Source organism: Pseudomonas koreensis (assembly GCF_025447595.1).
Classification (GTDB): domain Bacteria; phylum Pseudomonadota; class Gammaproteobacteria; order Pseudomonadales; family Pseudomonadaceae; genus Aquipseudomonas; species Aquipseudomonas koreensis_H.
On sequence record NZ_JAOEJU010000001.1, the window covers coordinates 320216 to 346106 of the forward strand.

Here is a 25891-nt window from a genome sequence, read left to right on the forward strand (position 1 = left end):
CGACGCCCTTCGTAGTTAACGAGGGTGCCGGCCCGGGCTGTTTTGCATTCCATAACCTTGAGCCTCGCTTTTGCATGCAATAGCAGGGGACTCAACAAGTCGCGCTGTAGAAGCCGCCGCGAACGGCTACTACAGCCATCGCCGGTTACGCGACCTCGACGTGATCAAGCGCCTGATTCACCGCCAGCTCGGCAATCATCACCACCTGCGCAATACCGATCGCCGTCTTGCGATGCGACGGATCGAGCGTTGCCGCGAAATTGCTGAGCATCTCACTCGCTGCGCCCAGGTTTTCGCTGGCGTTGGCCAGTAGGCATTCGGTGTTGTACTTCGGATTGGCCAGGTACATCCGCTCGGGCTCGTTCAAGGACGACATGATCCCGGCGGCGGGGAAGAGGTAGTGATCCAGCGCGCGCTCGGCGGCGTCGTGGAGTTTTTTGGAGTTTGGGGATTCGTAAGGGGAGGTGGGGTCGGTTTCGGGTGGGTTGGGTGTTGGTTTGATCATGGTGAAACTCCTTGTGTCGTCATCAGGAGCCATCACCCACTCGCTACCAAACGTTGGGTGGTGGCCATACGCAGGTTGGTAGACCGGGACACAAGGAGACCGGCGCGCCCGAAGACGCCCTGTGCATGGCCACCATAAAACCGGGGCGATTGACCGCCGCGATGGTGAGCTCTGCATCTTGTGTTTGTCTCGGGCTACCAAACCCCATCACTGTTTTTCAGTGACCGGGAAACGATAAGACCCGCGTCGTAGACGCACAAGCCGGCGGATTCTGGCGTAGTCGTAGGCAATGGCGCAAGGCGTTGTAGCCTCGGGGAAGTTACGGCGGGTTGCTTTAAACGGACCTGTTTAAGCGTTCAAAGCCTGGAGGAAATCTCCTTCCAGATGTAGCCGTAGTTGTATTGCAGCCAGCGAACCAACGCCTTATCAAACTGCCTGCGAAACCAATTGTTCTCCCTGGCAGCCAGCCTTTCCTCGATCATTACCCTGAGCGAGTCTGGATCAAAGCCAGTCCATACCGGAGGCACAGCAGCCACAAGGTTGGTGAAGCACACCGGCGCGACCTCTGAATAAAGGATTTCGTAGAGCACATCTGGATCGATGCCTCTGACCTCCGCAGCTACATAGTCGTATTCGACCGGTAAATCGTTGAAAGGCCATGAGAGTGCGGATCTGATGTCGGTCAGCCGCGGTTCACTTAGAAAATGTCCCAATACAAAAACCTTCTGCTTCGCGTCCAGCGTATGGCGTGTATGCGTTTTGATGGTACTGAGCTATACCTCAATGACCACATTGCCTAGGAGATGACCATGAGTAAAGACCGAGATAGAACTTTCTCCGGACGGAATTAGGGGACTTGGGGAAGTAAGAGCAATGACACGGAGCGCGTCGAGCGTGCGCAGTACTTGAATTGACCTCCCCGAAAAACTTTCGCGAAATTTTCAAGAGTCAGGGCGAAGTCGAATTGAAAACAACATGTCGATGGATGAACTCTCGACGAAGACATGATCGCTCCAAGTGATGATTGAAGCTCGGCGAAGTTAATCTCTAATAAGGACTTTGGTTTTGAAGATAAGTAATAGGTTCTGTTCTAGAGAGAGGCTTGATCGGTTTTTAGGTTGGTTGTTGCTCGCGATAAGTTAACGTGGTCTAGATGTTGATTGGAGATCTGGGCGCTTGGTTATAGCTGAATTTAAATTAGACTTACTTATATGTGGTTTTAATTTTGGAGCGTGGCGATGATAGGTTCAGTTTGGAATAAGTGGGATCTTCACTTGCACTCACCGCTAACTAATCTAAATAATAACTATAAGAATGTGAGCATTGATGATTTCGCAAGAAAAATTAAAGAGAAAGAACTGGCTCTTGTGGGGGTTACCAACTATTTTTATTTTAAGGAAGATGAGTTGGAGAAGGTTGGAGATGCTCTATCTAGAGTAGGTTCGCGAGCAACGGTCTTGGGGAATGTTGAGTTAAGAATAAATCAGCCAAATAAAGATGGTGAGTGGATAAATATACATATAATATTTTCTGAGCATGTTGCTACAAGAACTATTAATCACCTTCTGTCAAAGCTAGTTGTTACCAATACGACAGAAGATGGAAAAGCGATTTGGTGTTCAGAAGAATCTTTCAACTCCAGTCGCTTAGACGCTGGCCAAATCGTGGTTGATCCGCAAGCCGTTATTCAGCATTTAGAAAATAGCCTGACAGTTGGAAAGGATTTTATCGTTGCGATGTGCCCAAATGGTTATGGTGGATTTCAGCCAAATAAAAATGAAGGTAGATCCGTAGCCGTCGCCCTTGAAATAGATAAATTCAGTAAGATAATCTTTGGTCGACCCAAGGATCGTGATTTCTTTTTGTTAACAACTCGCTTCCCAAATGCACCCGCAAAACCGGTTTTTACATGTTCTGATGCCCACTCAATAGATCAAATCGGGGAGAAATTTACCTGGGTAAAAGCGAAGCCAAATTTCCAAGGTCTACGTCAAACGATATTTGAGCCGGCCGATAGGGTTCAGCAGACAGATGATTTCATCGATAGGAGTTTCGTTAAGCCATATTTTAGTAATATTTCGATTGAGGGGAAAATATTTGAAGGTGGAGAGATAAGTTTTTCTGAACAGAATATTCCGTTAAATCCCAATATGGTGGCAATTATCGGCGGTCGAGGTACGGGTAAGAGTTTACTTCTTGATGCGATTTTTTCTAGATTGGGTAACTGCCAAGGGACGGATAGAGTAAGGAATGTCAAGGTGGAGAAACTATCAATAACCCTGAATCAGGGAGGGGGTGATGGGGCTGAAATCGAATTTAACGACTTGTCGGAAGACTCTTACTCATATTTGCACGTGTCCCAAGGGAATATACATAGCTTCAGTAAAGATCCTGCTGCATTAAGTGACGAGATAAAGAGGATGTTAGGCATAAGGTTCAAACCTTACGACCCAATCGCTACGCAGGAACTTACACAGAATCTTGGTGAGTATCGAGCTTTTGTTGAGTATTGGAAAGCTAAGGACCAAAACGGCGCGCAGATCAATACGCCACGATACCAAAATGAAATAATTGAGAAAAACACGCAACTAATCAGTACTCTAACTAATCCGCAAAATCATGCATTGATTGAGCGGTATCAAGCCAATTCCAGTACTATAAATGAGAAAAAAGCTTTTACCGGCAGGTCGTTGGAAATACTATCAGAGGTTAAGCGCTCTATCGAGCAGCTTAATTTGAGAGTGTCCGAGTATAATGGATATCGTGATTCGCTGAAAAAAATGCCGCACATAGTTGTGGATGAAATAATCCAAGTGATAGCTCTTAATATTGGGAGTGCGGATGCGCATATATTGGAGCTGGAAAGGGATAATAATGACATACGGGCCGAATTTGCGAGCCAAGGTATAAATCAAGATATATCATCGCTGTTGCATAAGGTGGCGGATTCTCAGTTCGCAATTGATCAAGCAAAAAACAAAATTACTGAGATTGATTCGAAAACATCCGAATATCGCAATTATGTCGCGAGAAGGGGGGAGTTGGCCGGAAAGTATAATTCGTACGTTGAAAATACTCGTCTAGAGATTGATAGTGCTTTTGGTCTTTTGCAACAGCAAAATCCAGCCTGGAATGAGGAGCAAAATAATCTTGTCCAGCATATATTGAAAGATATAAATATAATTGGTAGGACCGTTTTTGATATCGCCTCTTTTTATTCTGGACTTGAGCGTTGCATAAATCGGGGGAAATTTCGAAGCTCTGGTGAGCAAACCTCGCTGGATAAGTTGGTGGCTACTTTTGGCGTAAGAGATAAAGAAGATTTTTTTCGACTCCTTTCTGGTCAAAAAATTATCAATATAGAAGGAGCGCTAATTTCGGCGGAGGAGTTTTTTTGGAAGGATGAGTTTTTTAATCAAGGAGGAAGGTATGAGTTGATAAATTATCTATTTTCTCCTGGAAGTATTAAGGATTATTTATACGTTAATGCTGATTTTACATACAAGGGGAAGCCTGTGAGCAAGCTTTCTGTGGGGCAGCGAGGTACGTTCTATGTGTGTCTTAAGCTTGCTACAGATCCATTTGGAAGCCCTTTTATATTCGATCAGCCAGAGGATGATCTTGATAATGAGTTTATTGTAAGTCAGTTGGTGCCTCTGTTTAATACGATTAAAAAATACCGTCAGGTGATTATAGTTACTCATAATGCTAATTTGGTTGTTAACTCAGATGCAGAGCAAGTTATCGTGGCTGATAATGATGGTGACTTGATATCCTACTCCGGCGGCGCTTTGGAAGAAGGAGATGTGAGGACTGGAGTAGGGGTTAGGTCAAAAATATGTTCTATTCTTGAAGGTGGTCATGTGGCTTTTGAAAGGAGAGAGCAGAAATATGGAATATAAAATCGATATGGCAAAAGAAAAAAACTGATTTGAGAGTGTTTAGAGGGGCTGATTTATTTTTAATGCAGTGATTATGAAGGTAAATCAGTTCCTTTGTTTGCTCATTAGCTGCTACTAATTTATCTGGTGTCGAGCTTCAGTTGTAGAAAATAAAACGCGAAATTTTGAGCAGGTTGTTAAGCTTTGTCTAATGCAGATCTGACAGCACGAGAGAAACACTCCATAGCTTTCTTGTCTGTCGTCAATGCCTCTCTCAAACCACGGGAAATTTCTAACTGAAGGCCTTTCTCTTTGATCCCACGATTACAAATATTGTTTTTTTCGCGCCCTTGAAGATTCGGATTTTTATTCCAGTCTGCGACGAAGCCACCAGCCCTAAGGTGGCAGATCAGTGATACGCAGAGTTGTTCTTCTAATCCCCCAACGTTTACGAAGTGGTCACTCCCTTTTTGGCCGTGAAACGTTACAACCATCTGAGCAGATTGCGCAATATCGAGTCCTTTCGGCTCGTCAAAGCGTGAGCTAGTGATATGTAAGTCTGTATTGTTGTCCGGCTTGCAACCTTCGAATAAATAATAGGTGAGATCCTCTCCTGCGACACTCAAGCATATTTCTGATGTTCCAAACTCGATTTTTCCGGCGTGAGGAGCGATTAAAGCTATTGCACTATTCCGTTGTCTAACGACGATTCGGTAGGCCTCATCGGACTCTGATCCTGAAAGGGCTGCAAAATTGACGTACTTGTCGGACATAGGTTCGGCTCCCTGGGCGGACTAAGGTCGTCTCAGCAGTCTAGCCACTATCTTGCTTTCTACCGAACTGGCTCCGATCTCACACATCTCGAACGCGGCTTGTAGCAGTAAACAATCGTGGTAGAGCATCTGCGTTCGGTGGAGCCAGTAATAACCTAAGCCTTAACCCACCGCCCCCGACTCCAAGCACTCAACGAATCCACCCCCCAAACCAAAATCAGCATAGCCAAAATCACCGTCCCCGCCTGCGCCTCCTGAAACAAACTCAAGCTCACATACAACATCTGCCCCAACCCCCCAGCCCCGACAAACCCCAGCACGCTGGCCATCCGAATATTGTTCTCCCACCGATACAAACAGTACGCCAGCAACTGCGGCGCCAGGTTCGGCAGCGTGCCGTAGCAGAACGCCGTCACCGGATTCCCCCCTTGCAACCGAATCGCATCCGCCGGCTCCGGCGGCGTGTTCTCCAGCGCTTCAGCAAACAACCGTCCCAATACGCCCGTGGTGTGCAGGGCTAGGGCCAGTGTCCCGGCATTCGGCCCAAGCCCAGCCGCAAGCACCATCAACGCAGCCCACACCAATTCAGGAATCGCGCGCAGGGCATTGAGCAGCAGGCGCGCAGCACTCTGAAAAAACCACCCAAACCGGCCAGCGGCGGGAAGCGCCAATAACAGCCCCAACACGGCAGCAAGCAGGGTGCCCAGCGCAGACATGGCCAGCGTTTCCATCGACCCGCGCAAGATGGCGCTTAGGTAGTCAGCGCTGAAGTCAGGGCTGAGAAAACGCGCCACATACAGGCCCATCTGTTTCAGGCTGGTAGGGCTGCCAAGTTCTTCAAGATCGAGGCCGAGGTAGGCGAACGAGGCGATAACGGCTGCAACGATGGCGAGAATCAGCAACGGATTGATCAGGCGTTTCATGCCAGCCTCCAGCGCAGCAGGCGGCTGAGTTGGTCGGCGCCGAGGACGAGCAGGAGGAAGGTCAGGAGCATGCTGGCGACTTCGCCGCCGGCGAACATGCGGATCGATAGGTCGATCTGTTGGCCGAGGCCGCCGGCGCCGACGAAGCCCATGACCACCGAGGCGCGGATGGCGCATTCCCAGCGGTAGACGGTGTAGGAGAGCAGTTCCGCCGCGACGTTGGGCAATACGCCGTAGGCGAAGCTGGCGAGGCGGCCGCTGCCGGCCTGGAGCAGGGCGTGGGCCGGGCGTTGGTCGGTGGATTCGTAGATTTCGGCGTAGACCTTGCCGAGCATGCCGCTGTAGGTGATCGCGATGGCCAGCACGCCCGCCGCCGGGCCGAGGCCGACGGCGCGCACGAACAGCAGCGCCCAGACGATTTCCGGCACGCTGCGCAGGAAGATCAGCAGCCCGCGCACCGGCCAGCGCAGCAGGCGGCCCAACAGGCTCGGGCGGCCGCTGCGGGAGGCGGCGGTCAGCGACAGGGCGCGGCTGGCGAGCAGGCTGGCCGGCACTGCTAGCAGCAACGCGAGAGCCATGCCGGCGGTGGCGATGGCCAGGGTTTGCAGGGTGGCTTTGAGGAGTAGTTGAAGAAACTCGCGATCATGCTCCGGCGGCCAGAACATCGACACGAAGCGGCCCATTTCACTCTGGCTGTCGGCGTGAAACAGCACGCCCAGATCCAGTTCGCTGAGCTGAATGCCGGGCCACAGCAAGGCAATTGCCAGCCCGGTCAGCAGCAACCGTGGCAGTGCGGCGGGGTCGCGGGTGTCGGCGCTCAGCATCGCGGAATCTGCACAACCAGCGGCGCGACGGCGGGCGCCGGGGATTGCAGTTGTTCGTTGGCGTAGAGGGTGTCGAGCATGTCGCGGCTGACCTGCGCGGACGGGCAGTCGAACAGGATCTGCCCCTCGCGCAGACCGACGATGCGCGGGAAGTGCGACAGCGCCAGTTCCACCGCGTGCAGGCTCGCGACCAGCGTGACGTTGTGCTCCCGGGCATGGCGCGACAGGATCGACAGCGTGTGCCCGGCCAGCACCGGGTCCATGGCCGAGACCGGTTCGTCCGCCAGCAAAACCTCCGGCGCCTGATACAGCACGCGGGCGATGCCGACTCGCTGCAATTGTCCGCCGGACAGTTGCTGGCATTGGCTGAAGAGTTTGTCGGCCAGATCCAGTCGCGCCAGTGCGGCGCGGGCGCCGGGTACATCGAGTGGATGCAGCAGATTGATCAGGCTTTTGCCCAGGCTCCATTGGCCGAGTTTGCCGGCCAGCACCGCCGTCACCACCCGTTGCCGGGGCGGCAGGGGCGGCGCCTGATGGATAAGACCGATGCGGGCGCGCAGGCGTTGACGCCCACGGGCGGACAAATGCCAGGCGCGCTCGCCCAGCACTTCGATGTCGCCGCTGCTGGGTCGAATGGCGGTGGCCAGCAGGTTGAGCAGGCTGGATTTGCCGGCGCCGGACGGGCCGATGATTGCGACTTGCTCACCGGCCTCGATGTGCAAATCCACACCGCGCAGCGCGTCGACGCCGTTGCCGTGGCGCAGAAAAACCTGATCGAGGCGCAACGTCATTTGAGCAGTTCGGCGGCGCGGGCGGCTTCCTCGATGCCTTTGTAATTGTCCGGGCTGGTCGCGATGAAGCGGCTGGCGGCTTGCAGGTCGAGGATTTTCTTGTGCTCGGGGTTGGCCGGGTCGAGGTCGAGGAAGGCTTGTTTGATCTTCGCCGTCAGCGCCGGGTCGAGGGTGCCGCGCACCGTCCAGTTGTAATCGAAGTAGGCCGGGGTGGTGGCGAAGACCTTGACCTTGTTGGTGTCGACCTTGCCGGCATCCACCAGTTTCTGCCAGACGCTGGCGTTCAGCACACCGGCGTCGACTTTGCCGGCCTGCACCCAGGCGACGGTTGCGTCGTGGGCGCCGGAGTAGCCGACGCGGCTGAAATAGCTTTCCGGTTTGATGCCGTCCTTGAGCATGAAATAGCGCGGCATCAGGCTGCCGGACGTGGACGACACGGAGCCGAAGGCGAAGGTCTTGCCCTTGAGGTCGGCGAGGCTTTTGACGTTCGGGTCGGCGGTGATGAATTTGCTGGTGAACTGCGCGTCTTGTTCGCGCTGCACCAGCGGAATCACCTTGGGATCACTTTTCAGTTGTGCCTGGACGAAGGTGAAACCGCCGAGCCACGCCATGTCGAGGCGGTTGGTGGCCAGTGCTTCGACCACTGCCGGGTAGTCGGCCACCGGCACAAACTCGACTTTCATGTTCAGTTGCTTCTCCAGATAAGACCCCAGCGGCTCGAACTTGCGCAGCAGTTCGGTCGGGGCTTCGTCGGGGATCGCGCTGACCTTCAACACGTCGGCGGCTTGCGCCAGCACGGCGGACAGGGACAGGGCCAAACCAGCGGTCAGTGCCAGGGTTCGCTTGAGCATGGAATTCTCCGTTTCGTGGGCATCAAGATCAGTGCGCCGACGATGGGCAATCATCGTCGGGTGCACCGTCAGGGTAGACGAAACGGAGCGTGGTTGCGGTGTGGTCACGCCACGGGCAGGCGCGCCACCCATTTCCCGCCGCCGGCATCATCCTTCAAGGCACGCAGGGCCTGGGGCAGTTCGCGGAAGTCGAACGTTTGCAACGCCGGGCCGATCAGGCTGCCGTCGAACAGGGCTTGCAGCAGGTGTTCGCCGTTGCGGCGCAGCGATTGGCGATCCTGCAGGCTGGCGTGGGTGTGGTAGCTGTTCAACGCGACTTCGTGCAACGAAATCGCAGAGCTGAACGCCGGAACCGGCGCGGTTTCCTGACGATCCTGAATGCACACCAGATGACCGTTGTAGCCCAGCATGCTGGCCATTTCTGCTGCGTGAGCGCCGCTGACCGTGTCGAACACGGCGTGCAGGCGACGTTCGCCGAGGCTGGCCGTGAGTGCGGTTTTCCAGTCCGGTTCGCGGTAATCGAACACGCCGACCGCACCCAAAGACTTAAGCTTTTCATGATGCGCGCCGGACGCGGTCGCCCAGACCCGCCACCCGCGTTGCACCGCCAGTTGCACCAGCAGCAGGCCAACCGCGCCGCCGGCGCCGATCACCAGCACATCAGCCGGGCCATTCGCAGGGACTTTTTCCACGGCTTGCCACGCGGTCAAACCGGGGCAGGGCAGCGATGCGGCAGCCGCATCATCGAGCGCAGCGGGCACCGACAGCACGGTGGCGGCGTCCAGCAGGCAGTACTCGCCGAAGCTGCCATCGCTCGCCAACGATTGGTGATACGCCACGCGACTGCCGGGTTGCAGGGTCACGCCCGCGCCGGCCGCGACCACCACGCCCATCCCGTCGACACCCGGCACGCGGCCGGTGCTCCATGCGGGATGGCCCCACTCGATGATCTTCCAGTCCACCGGGTTCAGGGCGATGGCGCGGTTGGCCACCAGCACCTGGCCGGGGCCGGGTTGCACGAGGGTTTTGCGGGTCAGTGTCAGGCCATCCAGCCCTTGGCCGGATGTCCAGGCCCAGGCTGCGTAATCGGTTTGCATTGTGCGGTTCTCATGAGTTCGATGGCCGTCAGTATCCCGGTCTGCGGACATGAGAAGAACCGGCCCTGGGTCAAAGGTGTTTTGCGCAAAAATCAGCAATGCCCCGCAGCGCTTCAATCAACCTGCGCAAACCGCTCCACCAGCCAGTCGATAAACACCCGCACCCGATTGCTCAAATGCCGGTTCGGCGGATACAGCACATGAAACGGGTAGGCTGGCGGACGCCAGTCCTCGAGGATCGGCACGAGTTCGCCGCGCTCTATCGCCGTCCTCACGGTGTAGTTGAAAGTGTGGATGATCCCCAGCCCGGCGAGCCCGGCCGCCAGGTGCGCGTTGCTTTCGTTGACGCTGATCAGGCCTTTGCCTTCGATCTGATGGCGTTCGCCGTTGCGCTGGAAGTTCGACGGCAGGATGCGCCCGGTGGAGGCCGAGCGGTAGGCGATCACCTGATGGCTGGCCAGTTCGAGCGGGTGGCTCGGGGTGCCATGGCGTTGCAGATAGTCAGGCGTGGCGCAGGTGGTCCAGGACACTTCGCCGAGGCGGCGCACGGCCAAGGTTTGTTCGGTCAGCGGGCCGCCGCGAATCACGCAGTCGACGCGTTCGCTGATCAGGTCTACCGGGCGGTCGCTGACGCCCAGATCAACCTGAATGTCCGGATAGCGTTCGAAGAATTTTGGCAGTTCGGGGATCACCAGCATCGTCGCGGTCGAGCCGCCGATGTCCACGCGAATCTTGCCGCGCGGCAGACCTTGCGCCTGGCTGAACCCCTGATCGATGTCGTCCAGTTGGTGCAGCAGTTGTTGAGTCAACTGGTAATAGGAAGCGCCGTCGGCCGTGACGGTGAGGCGGCGGGTGGTGCGTTGCAGCAGGCGCACGCCGAGGTGGTTTTCCAGTTGGCCGATCAGTTTGCTGACCGTGGTTTTCGGCAGGTTCAGCGAGTCGGCGGCTTTGGTGAACGAGCCGCTTTCCACGACGCGCGCGAAGGTGCGGATCGCCATTAACTGATTCATTGGCTCGGGCTCAGTGGTGTAGATGCGCTGAGTATTGTGCATGTATGTGCACAAACAAAACCGATTTAGCGGATTTTTCAATTCAATCGATCGGCCTAAAGTCGCTTTCAACGGCTCACCTACGACCCGTCACCTACCTCGAAACGGTTACTGGAGATTCATCATGAGCAACAGACTTGAAGGCAAAATCGCACTGATCACTGGCGGCACCACCGGCATCGGCCTGGCTTCGGCGCAGGAATTCGTCGCCCAGGGCGCCACGGTATTTATCACCGGCCGTCGTCAGGCCGAACTGGACAAAGCGGTCGCCGCCATCGGCCCACGGGCCATCGGCATTCAGGGGGATGTGGCGAAGCTTGACGATCTGGATCGCATCTACAGCGAGATCGCCGCGAAGGCCGGGCACCTCGACATTCTGTTCGCCAACGCCGGCGGCGGGGACATGCTGCCGCTGGGTTCGATCACTGAAGAACACTTCGACCGGATTTTCGGCGCCAACGTGAAGGGTACGCTGTTCACCGTGCAGAAGGCTTTGCCGCTGCTGCGCGATGGCGCATCGATTCTGCTGACCTCGTCGACCACTTCGGTGCAGGGCACAGAGAACTTCAGCGTCTACAGCGCGAGCAAAGCGGCGGTGCGCAACTTCGCCCGGTCGTGGCTGCTGGATCTGAAACCACGGCGCATCCGCGTCAACGCGATCAGCCCTGGCCCGGTGCGTACGCCAGGTCTGGCAGGGCTGGTGCCGGCGGAACACACGCAAGGGCTGTTCGATCAACTGGCGTCTATCGTACCGATCGGGCGTCTGGGCGAGCCGAGTGAGATTGCCAAGGCTGCGCTGTTCCTGGCCTCGGATGACAGCAGCTTCGTCAATGGCATCGAGTTGTTTGTTGACGGCGGCACTGCGCAGATCTGATCTGATCTGAGTTGGTTAATGCCCAGGCACTTGTTCAGTCGAGTGCCGGGGTTCTTCTGTTTCTTCGGCCGGCGCGTTATCCCAGATCAGGCGCGGGTCGAAACTCATCGCCGAGAGCATGGTGAACACGACGACCAGACCGAAAAACAGAATCCCCGGTCGCGGCTCGATATCCCCCAGCGCCTGGAATTTCACCAGCGCCGCCACCAATGCGACCACCAGCACATCGAGCATCGACCAATAGCCGATCAGTTCGACGAAGCGGTACAGCTTCGAACGCTCCTTGCGCGCCCAGTCGCTGTCGCGTTGCACGGTGACCAGCAACAGCGTCAGGGCAACGAACTTCACCCCCGGCACCGCGATACTGGCGATGAAGATGATCAGGGCGATGTCCCAGGCGCCGTGCTCCCAGAACTCCAGCACGCCGCTCATGATGGTGCTGTCGGCGCCGTTGCCGAGCATCACGGTGTTCATCACCGGCAGCAGGTTTGCCGGCACGTAAAAGGCCAGGGCGGCGAACATGTAGGCCCAGGTGCGGGCCAGCGAGTTGGTTTTTCGCCGGTGCAGCGGCGCCTCGCATCGCGGGCATTCGTGGGGCTCGTTTGTCATGTCGCAGGCCAGCCCGCAGCTGTGGCACAGGCACAGGTTGAGTTCGCTGGCGGTCGGGGGACGTTTCATGGAATCTCCCACAATTCACGTATGTCGCGCCCGGCGATGCGGATCAGCATCAGGCTGAGTGCGGCCAATGCAAACAGACCGATGCCGGGAATCACATCGAGCATGCCCGCCAGTTTGAACACCGCGACCATGGCCCCGAGCAGGCAGACTTCAAGCATGCTCCACGGCCGCAGGGCTTCCAGCCAGCGCATGCAGGTCTTGAACCCCGGCGAACGGCGCGCAGTGAGGGCGAAGCTCAAGACCCAGATCAACAGAACCAATTGAAAGGCCGGGGCGATGATGATCGAAATCGCCGCGACCATGGCCATGAAGGTGATCGGCCCCTGACTCAGCGCCAGTACCGAATCCCAGAGCGTTGCGCTGTTTTTCAGACCCTGCATGCTGATGCTCATCACCGGGTAGAAATTGGCGAACAGCCACAGCATCGCCGCCGTGAAACTGAGGGCCAAGCGTTGTTCGACGGTCATGCCGTTGTAGCGCTGGAGCACACCGCCGCAGCGCACACAGAGGGTTTTCTGGTGTCTGGCCAGCGTGACGTGTTCGTACACGCAGTCGCAATGCTCGCAGATGATCAGCGAATCGTTCGTGGCCATGGGGCGCTCGACGGGAGGAGGGCTTGAACCTATTCACTATAGAAGCGCCGGGGCATTCGGCAACTGATGTGCCTTTTGTCTGCCAGTCAGGCGCTGCGCGCAAGGCGTTCCATACTCCTGAGCCATTGACGTTGAACACGATCCATCACGAACAGGAGCAGAATCATGAGTGACAAACCGACGATTGTGCTGGTGCACGGTTTCTGGGGCGGCGCTGCGCACTGGGGCAAAGTCATTGTTGAATTGTCGCGCAAGGGCTACAGCGCGATCCGGGCGGTGGAAATGCCGCTGACCTCGCTGGCCGACGATGCCGAGCGCACGCGCAAAATGGTCGCTCAAGTGAACGGTCCGGTGCTGTTGGTCGGGCACTCCTACGGCGGGGCGGTCATCACGCAGGCCGGCAATCAGCCGAACGTGGTCGGTCTGGTCTACATCGCCGCTTTCGCCCCGGATCAGGACGAAAGCCCCGGCGGCATCACTCAGGAACATTTGCCTGCCGCTGCGCCGAATCTGGCACCGGACAGCGACGGATTCCTGTGGCTCAAGGCTGACAAGTTCCACGAAAGTTTCTGCCAGGATCTGCCTGCCGATGAAGCGCTGGTGATGGCGGTCACGCAGAAGGCGCCGCTGGCCAGCACCTTCGGCGACGTCATCAGTAATCCTGCGTGGAAGAACAAACCGTCCTGGTATCAGATTTCCAGCGAGGACCGGATGATTCACCCGGATAACCAGAAGCGCATGTCGGCGCGGCTCAATGCGAAAAAGGTCATTACGTTGAACGCCGGCCATGCGTCGTTGGCTTCTCACGCGGCGGAAGTGGCGGCGTTGATCGACGAAGCCGCCAAGGCCTGGTGATTACCACGCAACCGGTCGTGTCAGAGGACCGGTTGCGTGGCTTCCTCCGCCGCGATGGCCGCCCGCACGCTCGGACGGGATGCGATGCGCTCCATGTAGATGGCCAGCGCTGGCCAGTCCTCGATGGCGATGCTGAATGTCGGCAGCCATGTCAGCACGGTAAACAGATAGGCGTCCGCCACCGTAAAACGATCCATCAGAAACGGTTGCGTCGCGAGGATGCGGTTCAGGTAATCCAGTCGCCTGAACAGTTTGTGCTTGAAGATCGTTTTGGTCGCTTCGGCAATCTCGCTGCTGAAGAGCGGCGCGCTGCCGCCATGAATTTCCGAGCTGATGAAGTTCAGGTATTCCTGCAACCGCGAACGTTCCCAGGTGCCATTGGCCGGGGCCATCGAATGACCGGGTACGAGGTCGGCGAGGTACTGCAGAATTGCCGGGCCTTCCGTCAGTACTTCTCCGGTGTCCAGCATCAGCGCGGCCACGTAGCCTTTCGGGTTGATCTGGCGAAAGTCCCGGCCGTCGGCGGTTTGCTTGGTCTGGTTGTTGACGCGGATCAGCTCGAACTGCAGCTCCAGCTCGCGCAGCACAATGTGCGGCGACAGCGAACAGGTCATGGGGGCGAAGTACAGTTTCATGGGATCTCCTTGCAGGTGGAGTCTCAGAATCGGCTATCGCCACGGCGCTTCGCAAAGGACAAATGCAGTGCTAGCGTATGACAAAATCTCATGGACTGAAGAGGCCATATGCTTCCCCGACTGCCATCGCTCAATGGATTGCGCGCCTTCGAATGCGCCGCCCGACATATGAGCTTCACCCGCGCCGCCGAAGAACTGAATGTCACGCAGACCGCGATCAGCCATCAGATCCGTCGCCTCGAAGATGAGCTGGGCGTGCGTCTGTTCAGGCGTTTGAAGGACGGTCTGGCGCTGACCGACGAGGGCAACACCTACTTGCCGGGTATTCGCTCGGCGTTCCTTGAGCTGCGCTACTCCACCGAAAAGCTGTTGGAGTCGAGCAACAACAGCGTTCTGACCCTCAGCACGCTGGTGTCGGTGGCGTCCAAATGGCTGTTGCCGCGCTTGCCATCGTTTCGCGAGGCGCATCCGGAGATTGATGTACGGATCAGCGCCTCTACCGAGCTGGTGGATTTTCGCAAGGGTGGCATCGATGCGGCGATCCGCTACGGCGATGGCAACTGGCCGGGGTTGCGGGCTGACTGGTTGATGTCCGACGAGATCTTTCCGGTGTGCAGTCCGCGATTGTTGACCGGCGAGAACGCATTGAGGACGCCGGCTGATCTGGCGCATCAGCCGCTGCTGCACGTCAGCGGCCTGACCGCAGACGACTGGAACAACTGGCTGAGTACCGCTGGCCTGAAGTTGCCGCCCGCCAAAGGCCCGCGATTGACCTTCGATCTGGCGATGATGGCGGTGCAGGCGGCCATCGACGGCCAGGGTGTGTGCATCGGCCGTTCGACTTATGTCGATGACGACTTGCGGGCGGGCAGGCTGGTGGCGCCGTTTGATTTGCGCTTGAAATCCGAATCAGGTTTTTACCTCGTCACGCCCCACGATCAGGCCGAATCGAAAAAGATTGTGGCGTTCAGAGACTGGCTGTCGGCGGTGCTGCCAACGCCTTTTGTATAAGCGTGTATCCGTGCCGCTGTCATACACAGTCAGGTAACAAACCCCGACCTCAGGACACACCCCGAGTACATGCCTCGCTCAAAGTAGCTGCCAACACACCACTACTTCCAAGAGGGCAACACCATGCGCCGCACACTTCTGATGACCGCTGCCGCCGTACTCGTTTCGCTGACCGGCCTCGCCCACGCGGCTGACACTCAATCCGCCGCCCCGGCGAAAAGCTGGCAGCAGGGCCTGAGCCGCACCGATCTGGTCCGTCAGGATCTGGGTGCTGCCGATCGCGAAGTGATCCAGGCCCGCGTCGACTTTGAACCGGGCGTGACGTCGCCCAACCATGCGCATCCGGGTGTGGAAGTGGCTTACGTGATCAGCGGCACGTTCGAGTATCGTCTTGAAGGCCAGGCACCCGTGACGCTGAAGGCGGGAGATTCGCTGTTCATCCCGGCCGGCGTGGCGCATATCGCGAAGAATGTCGGCAACGAGAAGGGCTCGGAGCTGGCGACTTATATCGTCAAGAAAGGCGAGCCTTTGCTGATTCTCAAGCAATAACGCTTCGCGGAAAACGCAAAGGCCTGCCGCGGTGCCAGGCCTTTGCGTGGCAGATGTTCAGCGCATCATTGGGCGTGCGCCGGGTAGTCGGTATATCCACGTTTGTCGCCACCAAAGAAGGTGCTCGGGTCCGGTGTATTGAACGAAAGACCTTCACGAATTCGCCGAGGCAGATCGGGGTTGGCCAGAAACGGTCGGCCAAACGCGATGATGTCTGCACGACCGTCGATCAGGGCCTGTTCCGCCGACTCGGGGTCGTAGCCGCCGGCGATCATCAAGACGCCGTCCCACGCCGCACGCAACTGGCCAATAATCGCGTCCCAGCGTGGGTCGAAGTTTTCGTCCTTGACGGTACCGACGACGGCGGGCTCGACGAGGTGCAGGTAGGCCAGTCTCCAGCGGTTCAACGAACGCACGATGTAGCCGAACGTTGCCTCAGGGGATTCATCGCCCATGCCCATGAAGCGTCCCATGGGTGTCAGACGTACGCCGACGCGGTCGGCACCGACTTCGTGGACTACGGCGGCGACCACCTCCAGCAACAGGCGCGCGCGGTTTTCCAGGGTGCCGCCATAACCATCATTGCGCTGGTTGCTGTTGCTGTTGATGAACTGGTCCAGCAGATAGCCGTTGCCGGCATGAATTTCCACGCCGTCCATGCCGGCACTCAGCGCGTTGCGTGCGGCCCGGCGGTAGTCGCTGACGATCGCGGCGATTTCCGGGGTCTGCAATGCGCGCGGGACCGGCACGTCTCCCCAGACACCGTTGCCCTCGGCATCGACGATGAACGTCTTGCCTGGTACGGGCAATGCGCTCGGAGCCACCGGCAGTGCGTTGTCAGGTTGAAAGCTTTGGTGCGACACGCGGCCCACATGCCAGAGTTGCATGAAGATCAATCCACCGGCTTCGTGCACTTCGCGACTGACTTCACGCCAGGCGTGCACCTGTTCATCGCTATAGATTCCCGGCGTCCACGCATAGCCCTGACCTTGTCGGGAAATCTGTGTGGCCTCGGTGATGATCAGCGCGGCGCTTGCGCGTTGACGGTAATACTCGGCGTTCATGGCCGTCGGAATGTCGCCCGGCTGGCCGGCCCGTGAGCGAGTCAAAGGCGCCATCGCCACCCGGTGGGGAAGTATGTAGGGACCGAGTGCGATGGGGCGGAACAGATGCTGGGTCATGGGTGCTCTCCACTATTCGGAAATGCGTTTGGCAGGTTGGTGCCGGAAGTCAGGTCCGGCACCGGATGGCCTTACGTTAAGGGGTAGGAGGGCGCTTGATAATCCAGGCAACGGGCCGAACTGCATTGCGCGAAACGCAACGCCGGGGCGATCAGGACGGTTGCTCCGAGCGAGTCAGCGGAAGGTTCAGCCAGCGCCGCCCGGTGGCGTTCGCCACGGCATTGCCGATGGCCGCGGCCATGGGGCCCTGAACGATTTCGGCGGCACCCAGAAACGGTTGTCCCGGCTGGTCGAGCAGATGAACGTCGACCTTCCCGGGTAGTTGCGAGAAGCGCAGGATCGGATAGCCGCTCCAGTCGTAGCTGCGTACGCCACCGGCGTCATAGGCGACCTTTTCATACAGCGTCCAGCTGGTGGACTGCACGATCCCGCCTTCGACCTGATTGCGCAGGCCATCGGGATTGACGATCTGCCCTACGTCGACCGCGGTGACGACGTGATCGATCTGCACTTCTCCAGTCTGCGGATGCACTCGAAGGCGCACGGCGATGGCGCAGTAGCCCATGATGTTTTTGTAGCGAGCGAATGCGAAGCCGATACCTGCGCCGGGTTCGCGGTTTTTTTGTGGCCAGCCGGCAGCGTCGCGAACTTGCTCCACCACGGCCCGGGCCCGGGGATCGGTGAGGTGCGCCAGACGCAGTGCAACCGGATCGAGTCCGGCCTTGGCCGCCAGTTCGTCGATGCAGGCCTCGATGGCGAAAATGTTGATGTGCGCACCCAGCGAGCGCATGGCCGATGTGCGAAACGGCATCTCGGTGACGAAGTTCATGTCGATGCGCGAGGAGGCCAGGGTATACAGCGGCACCGCGTTGCGATCGCCGTCGCCTTCAGGTTGAGCGATCGGCACCGACGGCGCGGAGGTGAACGGCCGGGCCAGCAGCCGTGCCGGCAGCAAGCGCCCGGCATTGACGATGCGTTCGTTGTGAGGCGTGGTCCACAGTTCGTAGTTCCAGTCCTGCAACCGACCTTGCGCATCAAGATTGGCCTGCACTTCGGTGACCATCGCCGAGCTGTAGGGCTCCCAGAGATTTTCCTGTTCGCGCATCCATTGCACCCGCACCGGTATGCCCGGAACGCGCATGGCTATCAATGCCGCGTCAGCCGCTGCATCGTCTGCGCCGTTGTGGCCATAACAGCCGGAACCTTCGGTGTGGATGCAGCGCACACGCTCGGGTGGCAAGCCGACCATTTCGGCGATCCCTGCACGCAGGGGATACACGCCCTGAGTGTGGGTCCAGACGGTGAGGGTGTCGTCCTTGAACCAAGCCACGGCGCAGGACGGGCCGATCGAACCGTGCATCAGATATTGTTTGGTCACGCGGGCACGATAGCTGTTGTCGGTCGTGCCTTTCGGTGAGCCCTCATGGCTGATCGGATAACGGCGTGAGGGCAGGCGCTCCAGCAACGTGTGGATGTCCCGCGACTCTGGAATCGCCTGGCCGCCACTCCAGCGCGCCGACGCGTATCCGTGACGCATGGCTTTGATCGCCTGCCATTCATCATTCGCCACCACGGCAAGATAATTGCCGTCGCGAATCACCTGCACTATGCCAGACAGGATTTTGATCGACTGCGTGTCGAAGGCCTCCAGCGTGCAGCCCGGCCGAGGCGGGCGAATGACGCGGGCGTGCAGCATGCCCGGCAGGCGAATGTCCTGAACGAACGCGGCACCGCCGCTGACTTTGGCTGGAATATCCAGTCGTTGCAGCGAATGGCCGATCAGTTTGAATGACGCCGCTGGCACTGTCGGCGATTCGGTCGTGGCGTAGCGGTGCAGGTCGACATGCTTTACTGCGTCGGCATACGACATCCGTTGTCCGGTCGGGCCGAGAATGATGCCGTCCCGAGTCGTCAATAGCGCCAGTGCAACGTTCCAGTCGTGTCCGGCGGCCTCAAGCAACAGTTCACGTACTTGCGCTGCTGCATTGAACAGCGCGGTCCCGCTGTCGAAAATACTGTGGCTGCCGGCGGTGTAGCCTTCGTTCGGTGTCAGTGCAGTGTCGGCGGTGAGCAAGTTGATTGCTGTCGGAGAGACCTCCAGGCGCTCGGCGGCAATTTGCAGCAAGGCAGTTTTGACGCCGGTGCCCAGCTCGACTTTGCCGGTGTAAACGGTGATGCCTTCAGGAGCGACGCGAATCCAGGCGTCAAGATACGGATTGGTGCGCAGGCTGCCGGGGAGGTCCGGCGCCAGAACCACGGTGCCCAGCGTGTCGACTTCGGTGTCTGCCCAGGCCTTGCGAGTGGTCGGCACGAGGGCAAACGCCACCAGCAAGGCGCCACCGCGCAGGAATGCGCGGCGACTGTGATCGACTTTGTCGTTAGTGGTCATTGCGATCTCCCGTTTTGCCGGGCCACCTGGCTGATCGCTTCGATGATTCGCAGGTGAGTGCCGCAGCGGCACAGGTTGCCTGCCATGTACTCGCGAATGGTTTGTTCGTCCGGGTGCGGGTTGATTTCCAGCAATGATTGCGCGCGCATCAACATGCCAGCGATGCAATAGCCGCATTGAGCGGCCTGCTTGTCGATGAAAGCTTGCTGCAACGGGCCGGGATGTTCGGCCGTGCCGAGGCTTTCCACTGTGCGAACCTCTTTGCCCTCAACACCCGCGCAGGGCGTGAGGCAGGAAAATACCGGCTGGCCGTCGACAATCACGGTGCAGGCACCGCATTGCCCAAGACCACACCCGTATTTGGCACCGTTGAGCCCCAGATGATTGCGCAGTGCGTAGAGCAGCGGCATGTCAGGTTCCAGTTCCAGAGCCTGGGATGAACCGTTGACGTTGAGCGTGACTTGAGTCATTTCGTCTCCTGACGTAGCGCGTCGAGGGTGGCAGTAAGGTCTGTCCAGGATTGGTCGGGTCGGGCCTGCCGGCGTAGCCAGGTCGCAAGGGCGGAAAGCTGAGCGTTGTCGAGACTGGCGGCGAACGGTGGCATCACCGGTCCGGGCAGGCCCGGCGTTGCCGGGATTCCTTCGAGTACGGTTTTGAGGAAGTTGCGCGAGCTTGAGGCTTGCAGCGCTGACGTCTGCTCCAGTGACGGGCGTCCGTCGATTTCGCGCATCGGTGCGCCTTGTCCGTGACAGCCGGCGCAGGCGCTGGCGAACAGCAGGGCGCCGGAGGTTTGATCTGATGGCTCGGCGCTTGCGGTGGAATTGCGGGTTTCGGCCATTACGGTTTTCGCCGGCAGACTCAGCAGGTACTCGGCAATTGCCTGTGCATCCGCCACCGGCGAGCGCGCCAGACTGAGGCTGACCGGGCGCATCGGGCCGGCCGCCGTGCCATGTTCGTCGACGACTTCTGCGCGCAGGTAATTCACCAGTTGCTCGCTGCTCCACGGGGTTGCGCGATGGGCCATGCCGAGCAGCGAAGGCGCGTCCCAGCCATCCACCGTGCCACCCGCCAGACTTTCGCCGGTTTTTTCGGCACCGATCAGGTTCAGCGGAGAGTGACAGCCGGCGCAGTGGCCAGGCCCTTCAACGAGATAACGTCCGCGATTCCACGCGTCGGATTGCTGCGCGATCGGCGTCAGTGGCTTTGCATGCAGGAACAGCAGGTTCCAGAACGACACCAGCGGGCGGATGTTCATCGGGAAGTTCATCTGGTTTTGTCGTGGAGGTGAGTCCACGGCGGGGCCGCTCATCAGGTACGCGTAGGCGTCGGCGATGTCGTCCGCGCTCATGCGCCGGTAGTGAACGTAAGGAAAGGCGGGGTACAGAAAGTGGCCGTCGCGAGAAATCCCCTCACGCATCGCCCGTTCGAAGGCCGGGAGCGACCATTGGCCGATTCCGGTCTGTGGATCGGGGGTGATGTTGGTGCTGTAGAGCGTGCCGAACGGTGTCACCAGCGGCAGTCCACCGGCCAGATACTGGCCGCCGGGACGCGTATGACACACCGCGCAGTCACCAGCCTCGACCACTCGCGCACCGCGTTGCAGTTGCACGGAGCCGAACGTTTGCGGGCGCTCGACGGGCGCAATCGCAGGACGCCACATCAGCAGGACGGCGCCGATTGCGCCGATCGAAGCGGCCACTGCCGCACTGATCCACAGGGGCCTGGATCTCATGAAGTTGCCGTTCATGAGCAGGAGAGTGCGGTGAGTAGAGGGGACGGGTTCGGCATCATCAACAACTCCTTGAGCGACCGGGAAAGGGCGCCAATGGGGAGCCCTGCGCCAGGTGCCCAAGGGTAGAGAAGGTGCAGACGTCCGAGTATTGCCAGGTCGCGCAATAGCGCGTTGCGCCAAATGCAACACCCGGTTCGTTGCGCATGGCGCATCACTCCATTGCCTTCGGGACGGATACCCGATGGCAGCCGCGGCCCTTAGCCTTGGTGTCACTTTCCCGAACTCAACGAGGTGTCATCATGCTCACCGGCAATCCGGCTGCGGCGGCCAAGGCCGAACAGTCCACAACTCTTTCCGGACTGATGGTCGCGTTCCTGGCGTTTTGCTGCGGCGCGGTCGTGGCCAACCTTTATTACGCGCAGCCGATCGTCGAACTGATCGCGCCGCAGATCGGCCTGTCCAGCGCCAATGCCAGTCTGATTGTTTCACTTACTCAGTTCGGTTATGCGTTGGGTCTGTTGTTGCTGGTGCCGCTGGCGGACCTGATGGAAAACCGCCGTCTGGTGGTGGGTTTCACCCTCGCGGCGAGCGTGACACTGTTGTGCGCCGGTCTGACACATTCGCCATCGATGTTCCTCGTCTTGTCATTGCTGATCGGCCTCACCTCCGTGGCGGTGCAGATTCTTGTACCGCTGGCGGCGCATCTGGCGCCCGAGGCGACACGTGGCCGGGTAGTTGGGAACATCATGAGTGGCCTGTTGCTGGGCATTCTGCTGTCGCGTCCGCTGTCGAGTCTCATGGTGGAGGTATTCGGCTGGCGCGGAGTGTTTTTCAGCGCTGCAGCACTGATGGCGGTCATCGCTCTGATTACCGCCATTGTGCTACCACGCCGCGCTCCCAGCCATCAGGCGACTTATGTGGCGCTGATCGGCTCGGTGTTTGCACTGGCCCGTCGGCACCCGGTATTGCGTCAGCGTTCGTTGTATCAGGGGTTGTTGTTTGCCAGCTTCAGCCTGTTCTGGACCCTGGCCCCCATCGAACTGATGCGTCACCACGGGTTCAGTCAGGCACAGGTGGCGATTTTTGCCCTGGTCGGGGCTGTGGGTGCGGTCGCGGCGCCGATTGCCGGGCGTCTGGCCGATGCCGGGCACGGACGGGGCGGGACTCTCGTTGCATTGCTGATGGCACCGGTCTCTCTGCTGATCGCCGCGTTGCCGGGCAGCAGTTACCTCTGGCTGGTGGTCTGTGCAGTGCTGCTGGATTTCGCCGTGCAACTGAACATGGTGCTGGGACAGCGCGAGGTGTACGCCATCGATCCACACAGCCGGGCACGCTTGAATGCGGTGTACATGACCAGCATCTTCGTCGGCGGTGCTTTGGGATCGCTGGTGGCGAGTCCGCTCTACGAACATTTTGGCTGGAACCTGTCCGCCGTGACTGTGGCATTGCTGCCGGCGCTGGCTCTGGCGATGTTCCTGAGCCGCAAGGCCGATGCTTGATCAGCAGGCGTCGACGAGTCCAATGAAGCACGGTCTTACAAGACGAAGGGGGAGCGGTGATGCACAATCATCATCGTTTCCTTTCGATCGGGCTCCACTTATGGACAAGTTGCTGGCACTGAAAATGTTCGTTGAAACGGTGCGTTGCGGTGGTTATTCATCGGCCGCGCGCAAACTCGGGATCTCGACTTCATCGGTGACACGCCAGGTGGCGGGGCTGGAAAACGAGTTGGGCGCCAGCCTGCTCAATCGCACAACACGCAACACCAGCGTGACGGTCGCCGGACAAACCTATTTCGAGAAAGCGGTGGCCATCCTCGACGCCATCGATGAGGCCGACGCCGTTGTCGCCGACCGTGGCAGCGAGGCGCAAGGGCGTTTGCGCATCAGCGTACCGGTGGAGTTCGGCCGACAAATCATCGCACCGCATCTGGGTCGATTGCTTGATCGTCATCCGGGACTTGAAATCAGTGTTTCGTTGAGCGATCAGGTCAGCGATCTGCTGAGCGAACAGATCGATGTCTCGGTGCGTCTCGGATCGACGGTGGTCAGCGAAGATATCGTCAGCAAACGGGTGGGTGGCTTTCAACGCTGGGTGGTGGCGAGCCCGGATTATCTGAGTCAGCACACCGCGCCGGTGCATCCGCGTGATTTGCTTGAACACCAATGCCTGCGCTTCGATTACGCGGGCTCGCACCTGCACTGGACGTTTCAGGGCGACGAAGAAAACATCCAGCTCAACGTGCATGGCCGTCTGCAAAGCAACAACGCCGACATCCTGCGCGAAGCGGCTGTCGCGGGGCGCGGGGTGACGCTATTGGCTGACTGGCTGGTGCGTGAGGATGTCGCGGCAGGGCGGTTGACGCGATTGCTGGAACATTACGAAGTCAATCCTGGCAATGCGAGCTGTTGCATCAATGCGTTGTATCTGCCCAATCACCGAGGCTCAAGCCGCATCAATGTGTTCATCGATTTTCTGGAAGAAATATTGGCGCTTCCCTGCGCCAGGAAAACCTAGAAGGTGTACTTGGCCGTGAGCATCATGTTCCGCGGATTGCCATAGCTGTCGCCGCCGTAGCTGACGGAGTTGGCGATGGTGGAGTAGTACTTGCGGTCGAAGATGTTGTTGGCGTTGAGCTGCAGATCGAGGTTCTGATTGACCCGGTAGCCGGCCATCAGGTCGGTGCCGGCGTAGGCGCCTTGCTTGAGGCGGTACTCGCCGCCGTCGAGCAGTTCGACGTCGTTGTACATGCGGCTCTGCCAGGAGATGTTGCCGCCCACGCGCAGTTTTTCCAGCGGGCCCTGGAAGTTGTAGCGGGTGGTCAGCTTGAACAAGTGTTCCGGGGTGTCGGTGTCGAACTGCTTGTTCACGTTCTGCGGGTTCGCATCATCCTTGATGGTGTGCGTGCGAGCATAGGTGTAACCGCCGCCGATCTGCCAGTTGTCGGTAAGCGCGCCTTGCAGTTCGAGGTCGATGCCCTGGCTGCGAATTTCGCCGGATGCCTCATAGCAGGACGATTGCGGGCAGTTCGGCACGAACACTTGCACCGCGCGGTTTTCCTGATCGACGCGGAACACGGCGAGGCTGGCGTTCAGCGCGCCGCCCAGGTATTCGCCCTTGATGCCGACCTCGTAATTCTTGCCCACGATCGGTTTGACCGGGCTGCCGGAGGTGTCCTTGCTGCTCTGCGGCGTGAAGATGTCGCTGTAGCTGGCGTAGACCGAGTGATGGTCGTCCAGCTCATAGATCAGGCCGGCATAGCGGGTGACGTTGCGGGTGACCTTGTAGTCGCCGTCGCCATCGCGGTTGTCGTAGTCGTACCAGTCCAGACGTCCGCCGAGGATCAACTTCAGCGGGTCGGCCAGGCTCAGGCGAGTGGTCAGGTAGACGCCGTCCTGAGTGGTGACTTCACGCCCGTTGTCGGTGTGGACGAAGTCCGGTTTACCGGCGTTGATCGGCCAGTTGGTGTCGTACGGCGAGTAGTTGTGGGTGGTCAGGTCGTAGATGCGCTTGCTGGCGCCGACCACCAATTCGTGGCTACGTCCGAAGGCTTCGAACGGGCCGCTGAAGAATGCGTCCAGACCGGCCTGGTTTTCGTCGGCCTTGGACTGGTAAACCGTGCGGGCCAGGGTGTCGTTGACCCAACGTGACTGGTAGGAGCCGGAGAACAGCGCGTTCTGTTCGGAATAGTTGGCGTTGACCTGAAGCTTCCAGTCGTTGGCCAGTTGCTGGCGGAGCTCGGCGAAAACCGTGTTGATCTCCTGATCCTTGTTCTCCCAGTAGGTGCCGGGATTGTAGGAGCGCGGCAGATCGAGGTGATGACCATCGAGGCCGATCATCGACGAGCCCCAGAAGTAGTTGGTCTTGTCCTTCTGGTTGGAGAAGCCGACGGTCAGCGTGGTGTCTTCGCTCAGGTCGGCTTCGGTGACGGCGTAGAACAGGTCGTGTCGCTCACCGACGTCATCGATAAAACTGTTGGAGTCGCGATAGGACGTGACCACCCGGCCGCGCAGGGTGCCGCTGTCGTTGAGCGGGCTCGAAGCATCAAGCTCGCCACGATAGTTGTCCCAGGTCCCGGCGGCGCCGGTCAGGGTGACGCGTTGTTCGGCCAGTGGACGTTTGCGCACCAGATTGATCGCCGCCGAGGGGTTGCCGGCACCGGTGACCAGACCGGTCGCGCCCCGTACTACCTCAACCCGATCGAACATCGCCAGGTTCGGCTGTGACCCCACGTTCACGCCGTTGTAGCCGCTCGGAATGCCGTCGTACATCAGGTTGTCGATGTCGAAACCACGCGAGGTATAGGTCTGCCGGCCGGGGCCGCTGGAGTAGTTGAGGAACAGCCCCGGCGTGGCGTTGACCACGTCATTGATGCTGGTCATCGCCTGATCGTCCATGCGCTGGCGGGTGATCACGGTGACGGCTTGCGGGGTTTCGCGCAGGGTCAACGGCAGTTTGGTGGCGGTGGCCATGGTGCCGGTGGTGTAGGAATCGGAGCCTTCGGTGGTGCTGCCCAACTGAGTTGAAGTGATCGCCGTCGCATCCAGTTCAAGGGTGGCGGGCGGGGATTTGTCCTGCGCTTTGCTGGCTTCATCGGCCAACGCCGGGGTCAGAACCGCCATGCAGATGGCCATGGACAAGAGGTTAAGCGACGGCTTGGAACTATGTTGCGTGTTGGGGCGCGACATGAATGCTTCCTG

Annotated in this window: 24 protein-coding genes; 7 read left to right on the forward strand and 17 right to left on the reverse strand. The window is 58.8% G+C overall.

The window, feature by feature from the left end; genetic code table 11:
• Positions 1-145: 145 nt before the first annotated feature.
• The gene (locus tag N8H71_RS01400; RefSeq protein WP_085690572.1) at positions 146-505 is read right to left on the reverse strand and encodes a DUF6124 family protein; all 360 of its coding nucleotides are present in this window, start codon (positions 503-505) and stop codon (positions 146-148) included.
• A 356-nt stretch (positions 506-861) separates the two neighbouring features.
• The gene (locus tag N8H71_RS01405; protein WP_262192439.1) at positions 862-1218 is read right to left on the reverse strand and encodes a DUF7079 family protein; all 357 of its coding nucleotides are present in this window, start codon (positions 1216-1218) and stop codon (positions 862-864) included.
• Positions 1219-1743: 525 nt separating this feature from the next.
• Between N8H71_RS01405 and N8H71_RS01410 the strand changes: the two genes are divergently transcribed.
• The gene (locus tag N8H71_RS01410) at positions 1744-4407 is read left to right on the forward strand and encodes a TrlF family AAA-like ATPase (RefSeq protein ID WP_262192440.1); all 2664 of its coding nucleotides are present in this window, start codon (positions 1744-1746) and stop codon (positions 4405-4407) included.
• A 176-nt stretch (positions 4408-4583) separates the two neighbouring features.
• On the opposite strand, the gene N8H71_RS01415 is transcribed toward N8H71_RS01410, so the two are convergent.
• From N8H71_RS01415 to N8H71_RS01445, 7 genes are all read right to left on the reverse strand, one after another.
• The gene (locus tag N8H71_RS01415) at positions 4584-5159 is read right to left on the reverse strand and encodes a poly-gamma-glutamate hydrolase family protein (RefSeq protein WP_262192441.1); all 576 of its coding nucleotides are present in this window, start codon (positions 5157-5159) and stop codon (positions 4584-4586) included.
• A gap of 155 nt (positions 5160-5314) precedes the next feature.
• Positions 5315-6082, reverse strand: coding sequence for a phosphonate ABC transporter, permease protein PhnE (phnE, locus tag N8H71_RS01420; RefSeq protein ID WP_262192442.1), 768 nt, complete (start codon positions 6080-6082; stop codon positions 5315-5317).
• Positions 6079-6906 carry a PhnE/PtxC family ABC transporter permease gene (locus N8H71_RS01425; protein WP_192564763.1) on the reverse strand — a complete coding sequence of 276 codons (828 nt, stop codon included), beginning with the start codon at positions 6904-6906 and terminating at the stop codon, positions 6079-6081. Before N8H71_RS01425 ends, phnE begins: the two co-directional genes overlap by 4 nt.
• Positions 6900-7697, reverse strand: a complete 798-nt coding sequence (locus N8H71_RS01430; protein ID WP_262192443.1) for a phosphonate ABC transporter ATP-binding protein — start codon at positions 7695-7697, stop codon at positions 6900-6902. The genes N8H71_RS01425 and N8H71_RS01430 overlap by 7 nt, the downstream gene beginning before the upstream one ends.
• Positions 7694-8548, reverse strand: a complete 855-nt coding sequence (locus N8H71_RS01435) for a putative selenate ABC transporter substrate-binding protein (RefSeq protein WP_262192444.1) — start codon at positions 8546-8548, stop codon at positions 7694-7696. Before N8H71_RS01435 ends, N8H71_RS01430 begins: the two co-directional genes overlap by 4 nt.
• Positions 8549-8652: 104 nt before the next feature.
• Positions 8653-9645 carry a zinc-binding dehydrogenase gene (locus N8H71_RS01440; RefSeq protein ID WP_262192445.1) on the reverse strand — a complete coding sequence of 331 codons (993 nt, stop codon included), beginning with the start codon at positions 9643-9645 and terminating at the stop codon, positions 8653-8655.
• A 113-nt stretch (positions 9646-9758) separates the two neighbouring features.
• Entirely contained in the window at positions 9759-10655 is an 897-nt protein-coding gene (locus N8H71_RS01445; protein WP_262192446.1) for a LysR family transcriptional regulator, read from the reverse strand.
• Between the two features lie 163 nt (positions 10656-10818).
• On the opposite strand from N8H71_RS01445, the gene N8H71_RS01450 reads away from it, so the two are divergent.
• Positions 10819-11568, forward strand: a complete 750-nt coding sequence (locus tag N8H71_RS01450) for an SDR family NAD(P)-dependent oxidoreductase (RefSeq protein ID WP_007955220.1) — start codon at positions 10819-10821, stop codon at positions 11566-11568.
• A gap of 15 nt (positions 11569-11583) precedes the next feature.
• On the opposite strand, the gene N8H71_RS01455 is transcribed toward N8H71_RS01450, so the two are convergent.
• Both N8H71_RS01455 and N8H71_RS01460 read right to left on the reverse strand, forming a co-directional pair.
• Positions 11584-12246 (reverse strand): paraquat-inducible protein A, encoded by a 663-nt coding sequence (locus N8H71_RS01455; protein ID WP_262192447.1) that lies wholly within the window; start codon positions 12244-12246, stop codon positions 11584-11586.
• Positions 12243-12839 carry a paraquat-inducible protein A gene (locus tag N8H71_RS01460; RefSeq protein WP_262192448.1) on the reverse strand — a complete coding sequence of 199 codons (597 nt, stop codon included), beginning with the start codon at positions 12837-12839 and terminating at the stop codon, positions 12243-12245. Before N8H71_RS01460 ends, N8H71_RS01455 begins: the two co-directional genes overlap by 4 nt.
• Positions 12840-13004: 165 nt before the next feature.
• Here N8H71_RS01460 and N8H71_RS01465 point away from each other — a divergent pair, with 165 nt between their 5' ends.
• Entirely contained in the window at positions 13005-13694 is a 690-nt protein-coding gene (locus N8H71_RS01465) for an alpha/beta hydrolase (RefSeq protein ID WP_262192449.1), read from the forward strand.
• Between the two features lie 20 nt (positions 13695-13714).
• On the opposite strand, the gene gstA is transcribed toward N8H71_RS01465, so the two are convergent.
• The gene (gene gstA / locus N8H71_RS01470; protein ID WP_262192450.1) at positions 13715-14329 is read right to left on the reverse strand and encodes a glutathione transferase GstA; all 615 of its coding nucleotides are present in this window, start codon (positions 14327-14329) and stop codon (positions 13715-13717) included.
• Between the two features lie 108 nt (positions 14330-14437).
• Between gstA and N8H71_RS01475 the strand changes: the two genes are divergently transcribed.
• Both N8H71_RS01475 and N8H71_RS01480 read left to right on the forward strand, forming a co-directional pair.
• Positions 14438-15340 (forward strand): transcriptional regulator GcvA, encoded by a 903-nt coding sequence (locus N8H71_RS01475; protein WP_262192451.1) that lies wholly within the window; start codon positions 14438-14440, stop codon positions 15338-15340.
• Positions 15341-15463: 123 nt separating this feature from the next.
• A complete protein-coding gene (locus N8H71_RS01480; protein ID WP_085604329.1) occupies positions 15464-15889 on the forward strand; it encodes a cupin domain-containing protein in 426 nt (141 codons plus the stop codon).
• Positions 15890-15954: 65 nt separating this feature from the next.
• On the opposite strand, the gene N8H71_RS01485 is transcribed toward N8H71_RS01480, so the two are convergent.
• The 4 genes from N8H71_RS01485 to N8H71_RS01500 form a co-directional block, all read right to left on the reverse strand.
• Positions 15955-17070, reverse strand: coding sequence for an alkene reductase (locus N8H71_RS01485; protein WP_262192452.1), 1116 nt, complete (start codon positions 17068-17070; stop codon positions 15955-15957).
• A 151-nt stretch (positions 17071-17221) separates the two neighbouring features.
• Entirely contained in the window at positions 17222-19459 is a 2238-nt protein-coding gene (locus N8H71_RS01490) for a xanthine dehydrogenase family protein molybdopterin-binding subunit (protein WP_262192453.1), read from the reverse strand.
• The gene (locus N8H71_RS01495) at positions 19456-19929 is read right to left on the reverse strand and encodes a (2Fe-2S)-binding protein (RefSeq protein ID WP_262192454.1); all 474 of its coding nucleotides are present in this window, start codon (positions 19927-19929) and stop codon (positions 19456-19458) included. Before N8H71_RS01495 ends, N8H71_RS01490 begins: the two co-directional genes overlap by 4 nt.
• Positions 19926-21191 carry a c-type cytochrome gene (locus N8H71_RS01500; RefSeq protein ID WP_262192455.1) on the reverse strand — a complete coding sequence of 422 codons (1266 nt, stop codon included), beginning with the start codon at positions 21189-21191 and terminating at the stop codon, positions 19926-19928. The genes N8H71_RS01495 and N8H71_RS01500 overlap by 4 nt, the downstream gene beginning before the upstream one ends.
• Positions 21192-21490: 299 nt before the next feature.
• Here N8H71_RS01500 and N8H71_RS01505 point away from each other — a divergent pair, with 299 nt between their 5' ends.
• Complete coding sequence (locus tag N8H71_RS01505) at positions 21491-22690, forward strand: MFS transporter (protein WP_262192456.1); 1200 nt, start codon at positions 21491-21493, stop codon at positions 22688-22690.
• A gap of 100 nt (positions 22691-22790) precedes the next feature.
• Entirely contained in the window at positions 22791-23708 is a 918-nt protein-coding gene (locus tag N8H71_RS01510) for a LysR family transcriptional regulator (protein WP_262192457.1), read from the forward strand.
• Here the strand turns inward: N8H71_RS01510 and N8H71_RS01515 are convergent.
• On the reverse strand, positions 23705-25813 hold the full coding sequence (locus tag N8H71_RS01515; protein WP_431768299.1) for a TonB-dependent siderophore receptor: 2109 nt from the start codon (positions 25811-25813) through the stop codon (positions 23705-23707). The two genes, N8H71_RS01510 and N8H71_RS01515, sit on opposite strands and share 4 nt — an antisense overlap.
• Between the last annotated feature and the right edge of the window lie 78 nt (positions 25814-25891).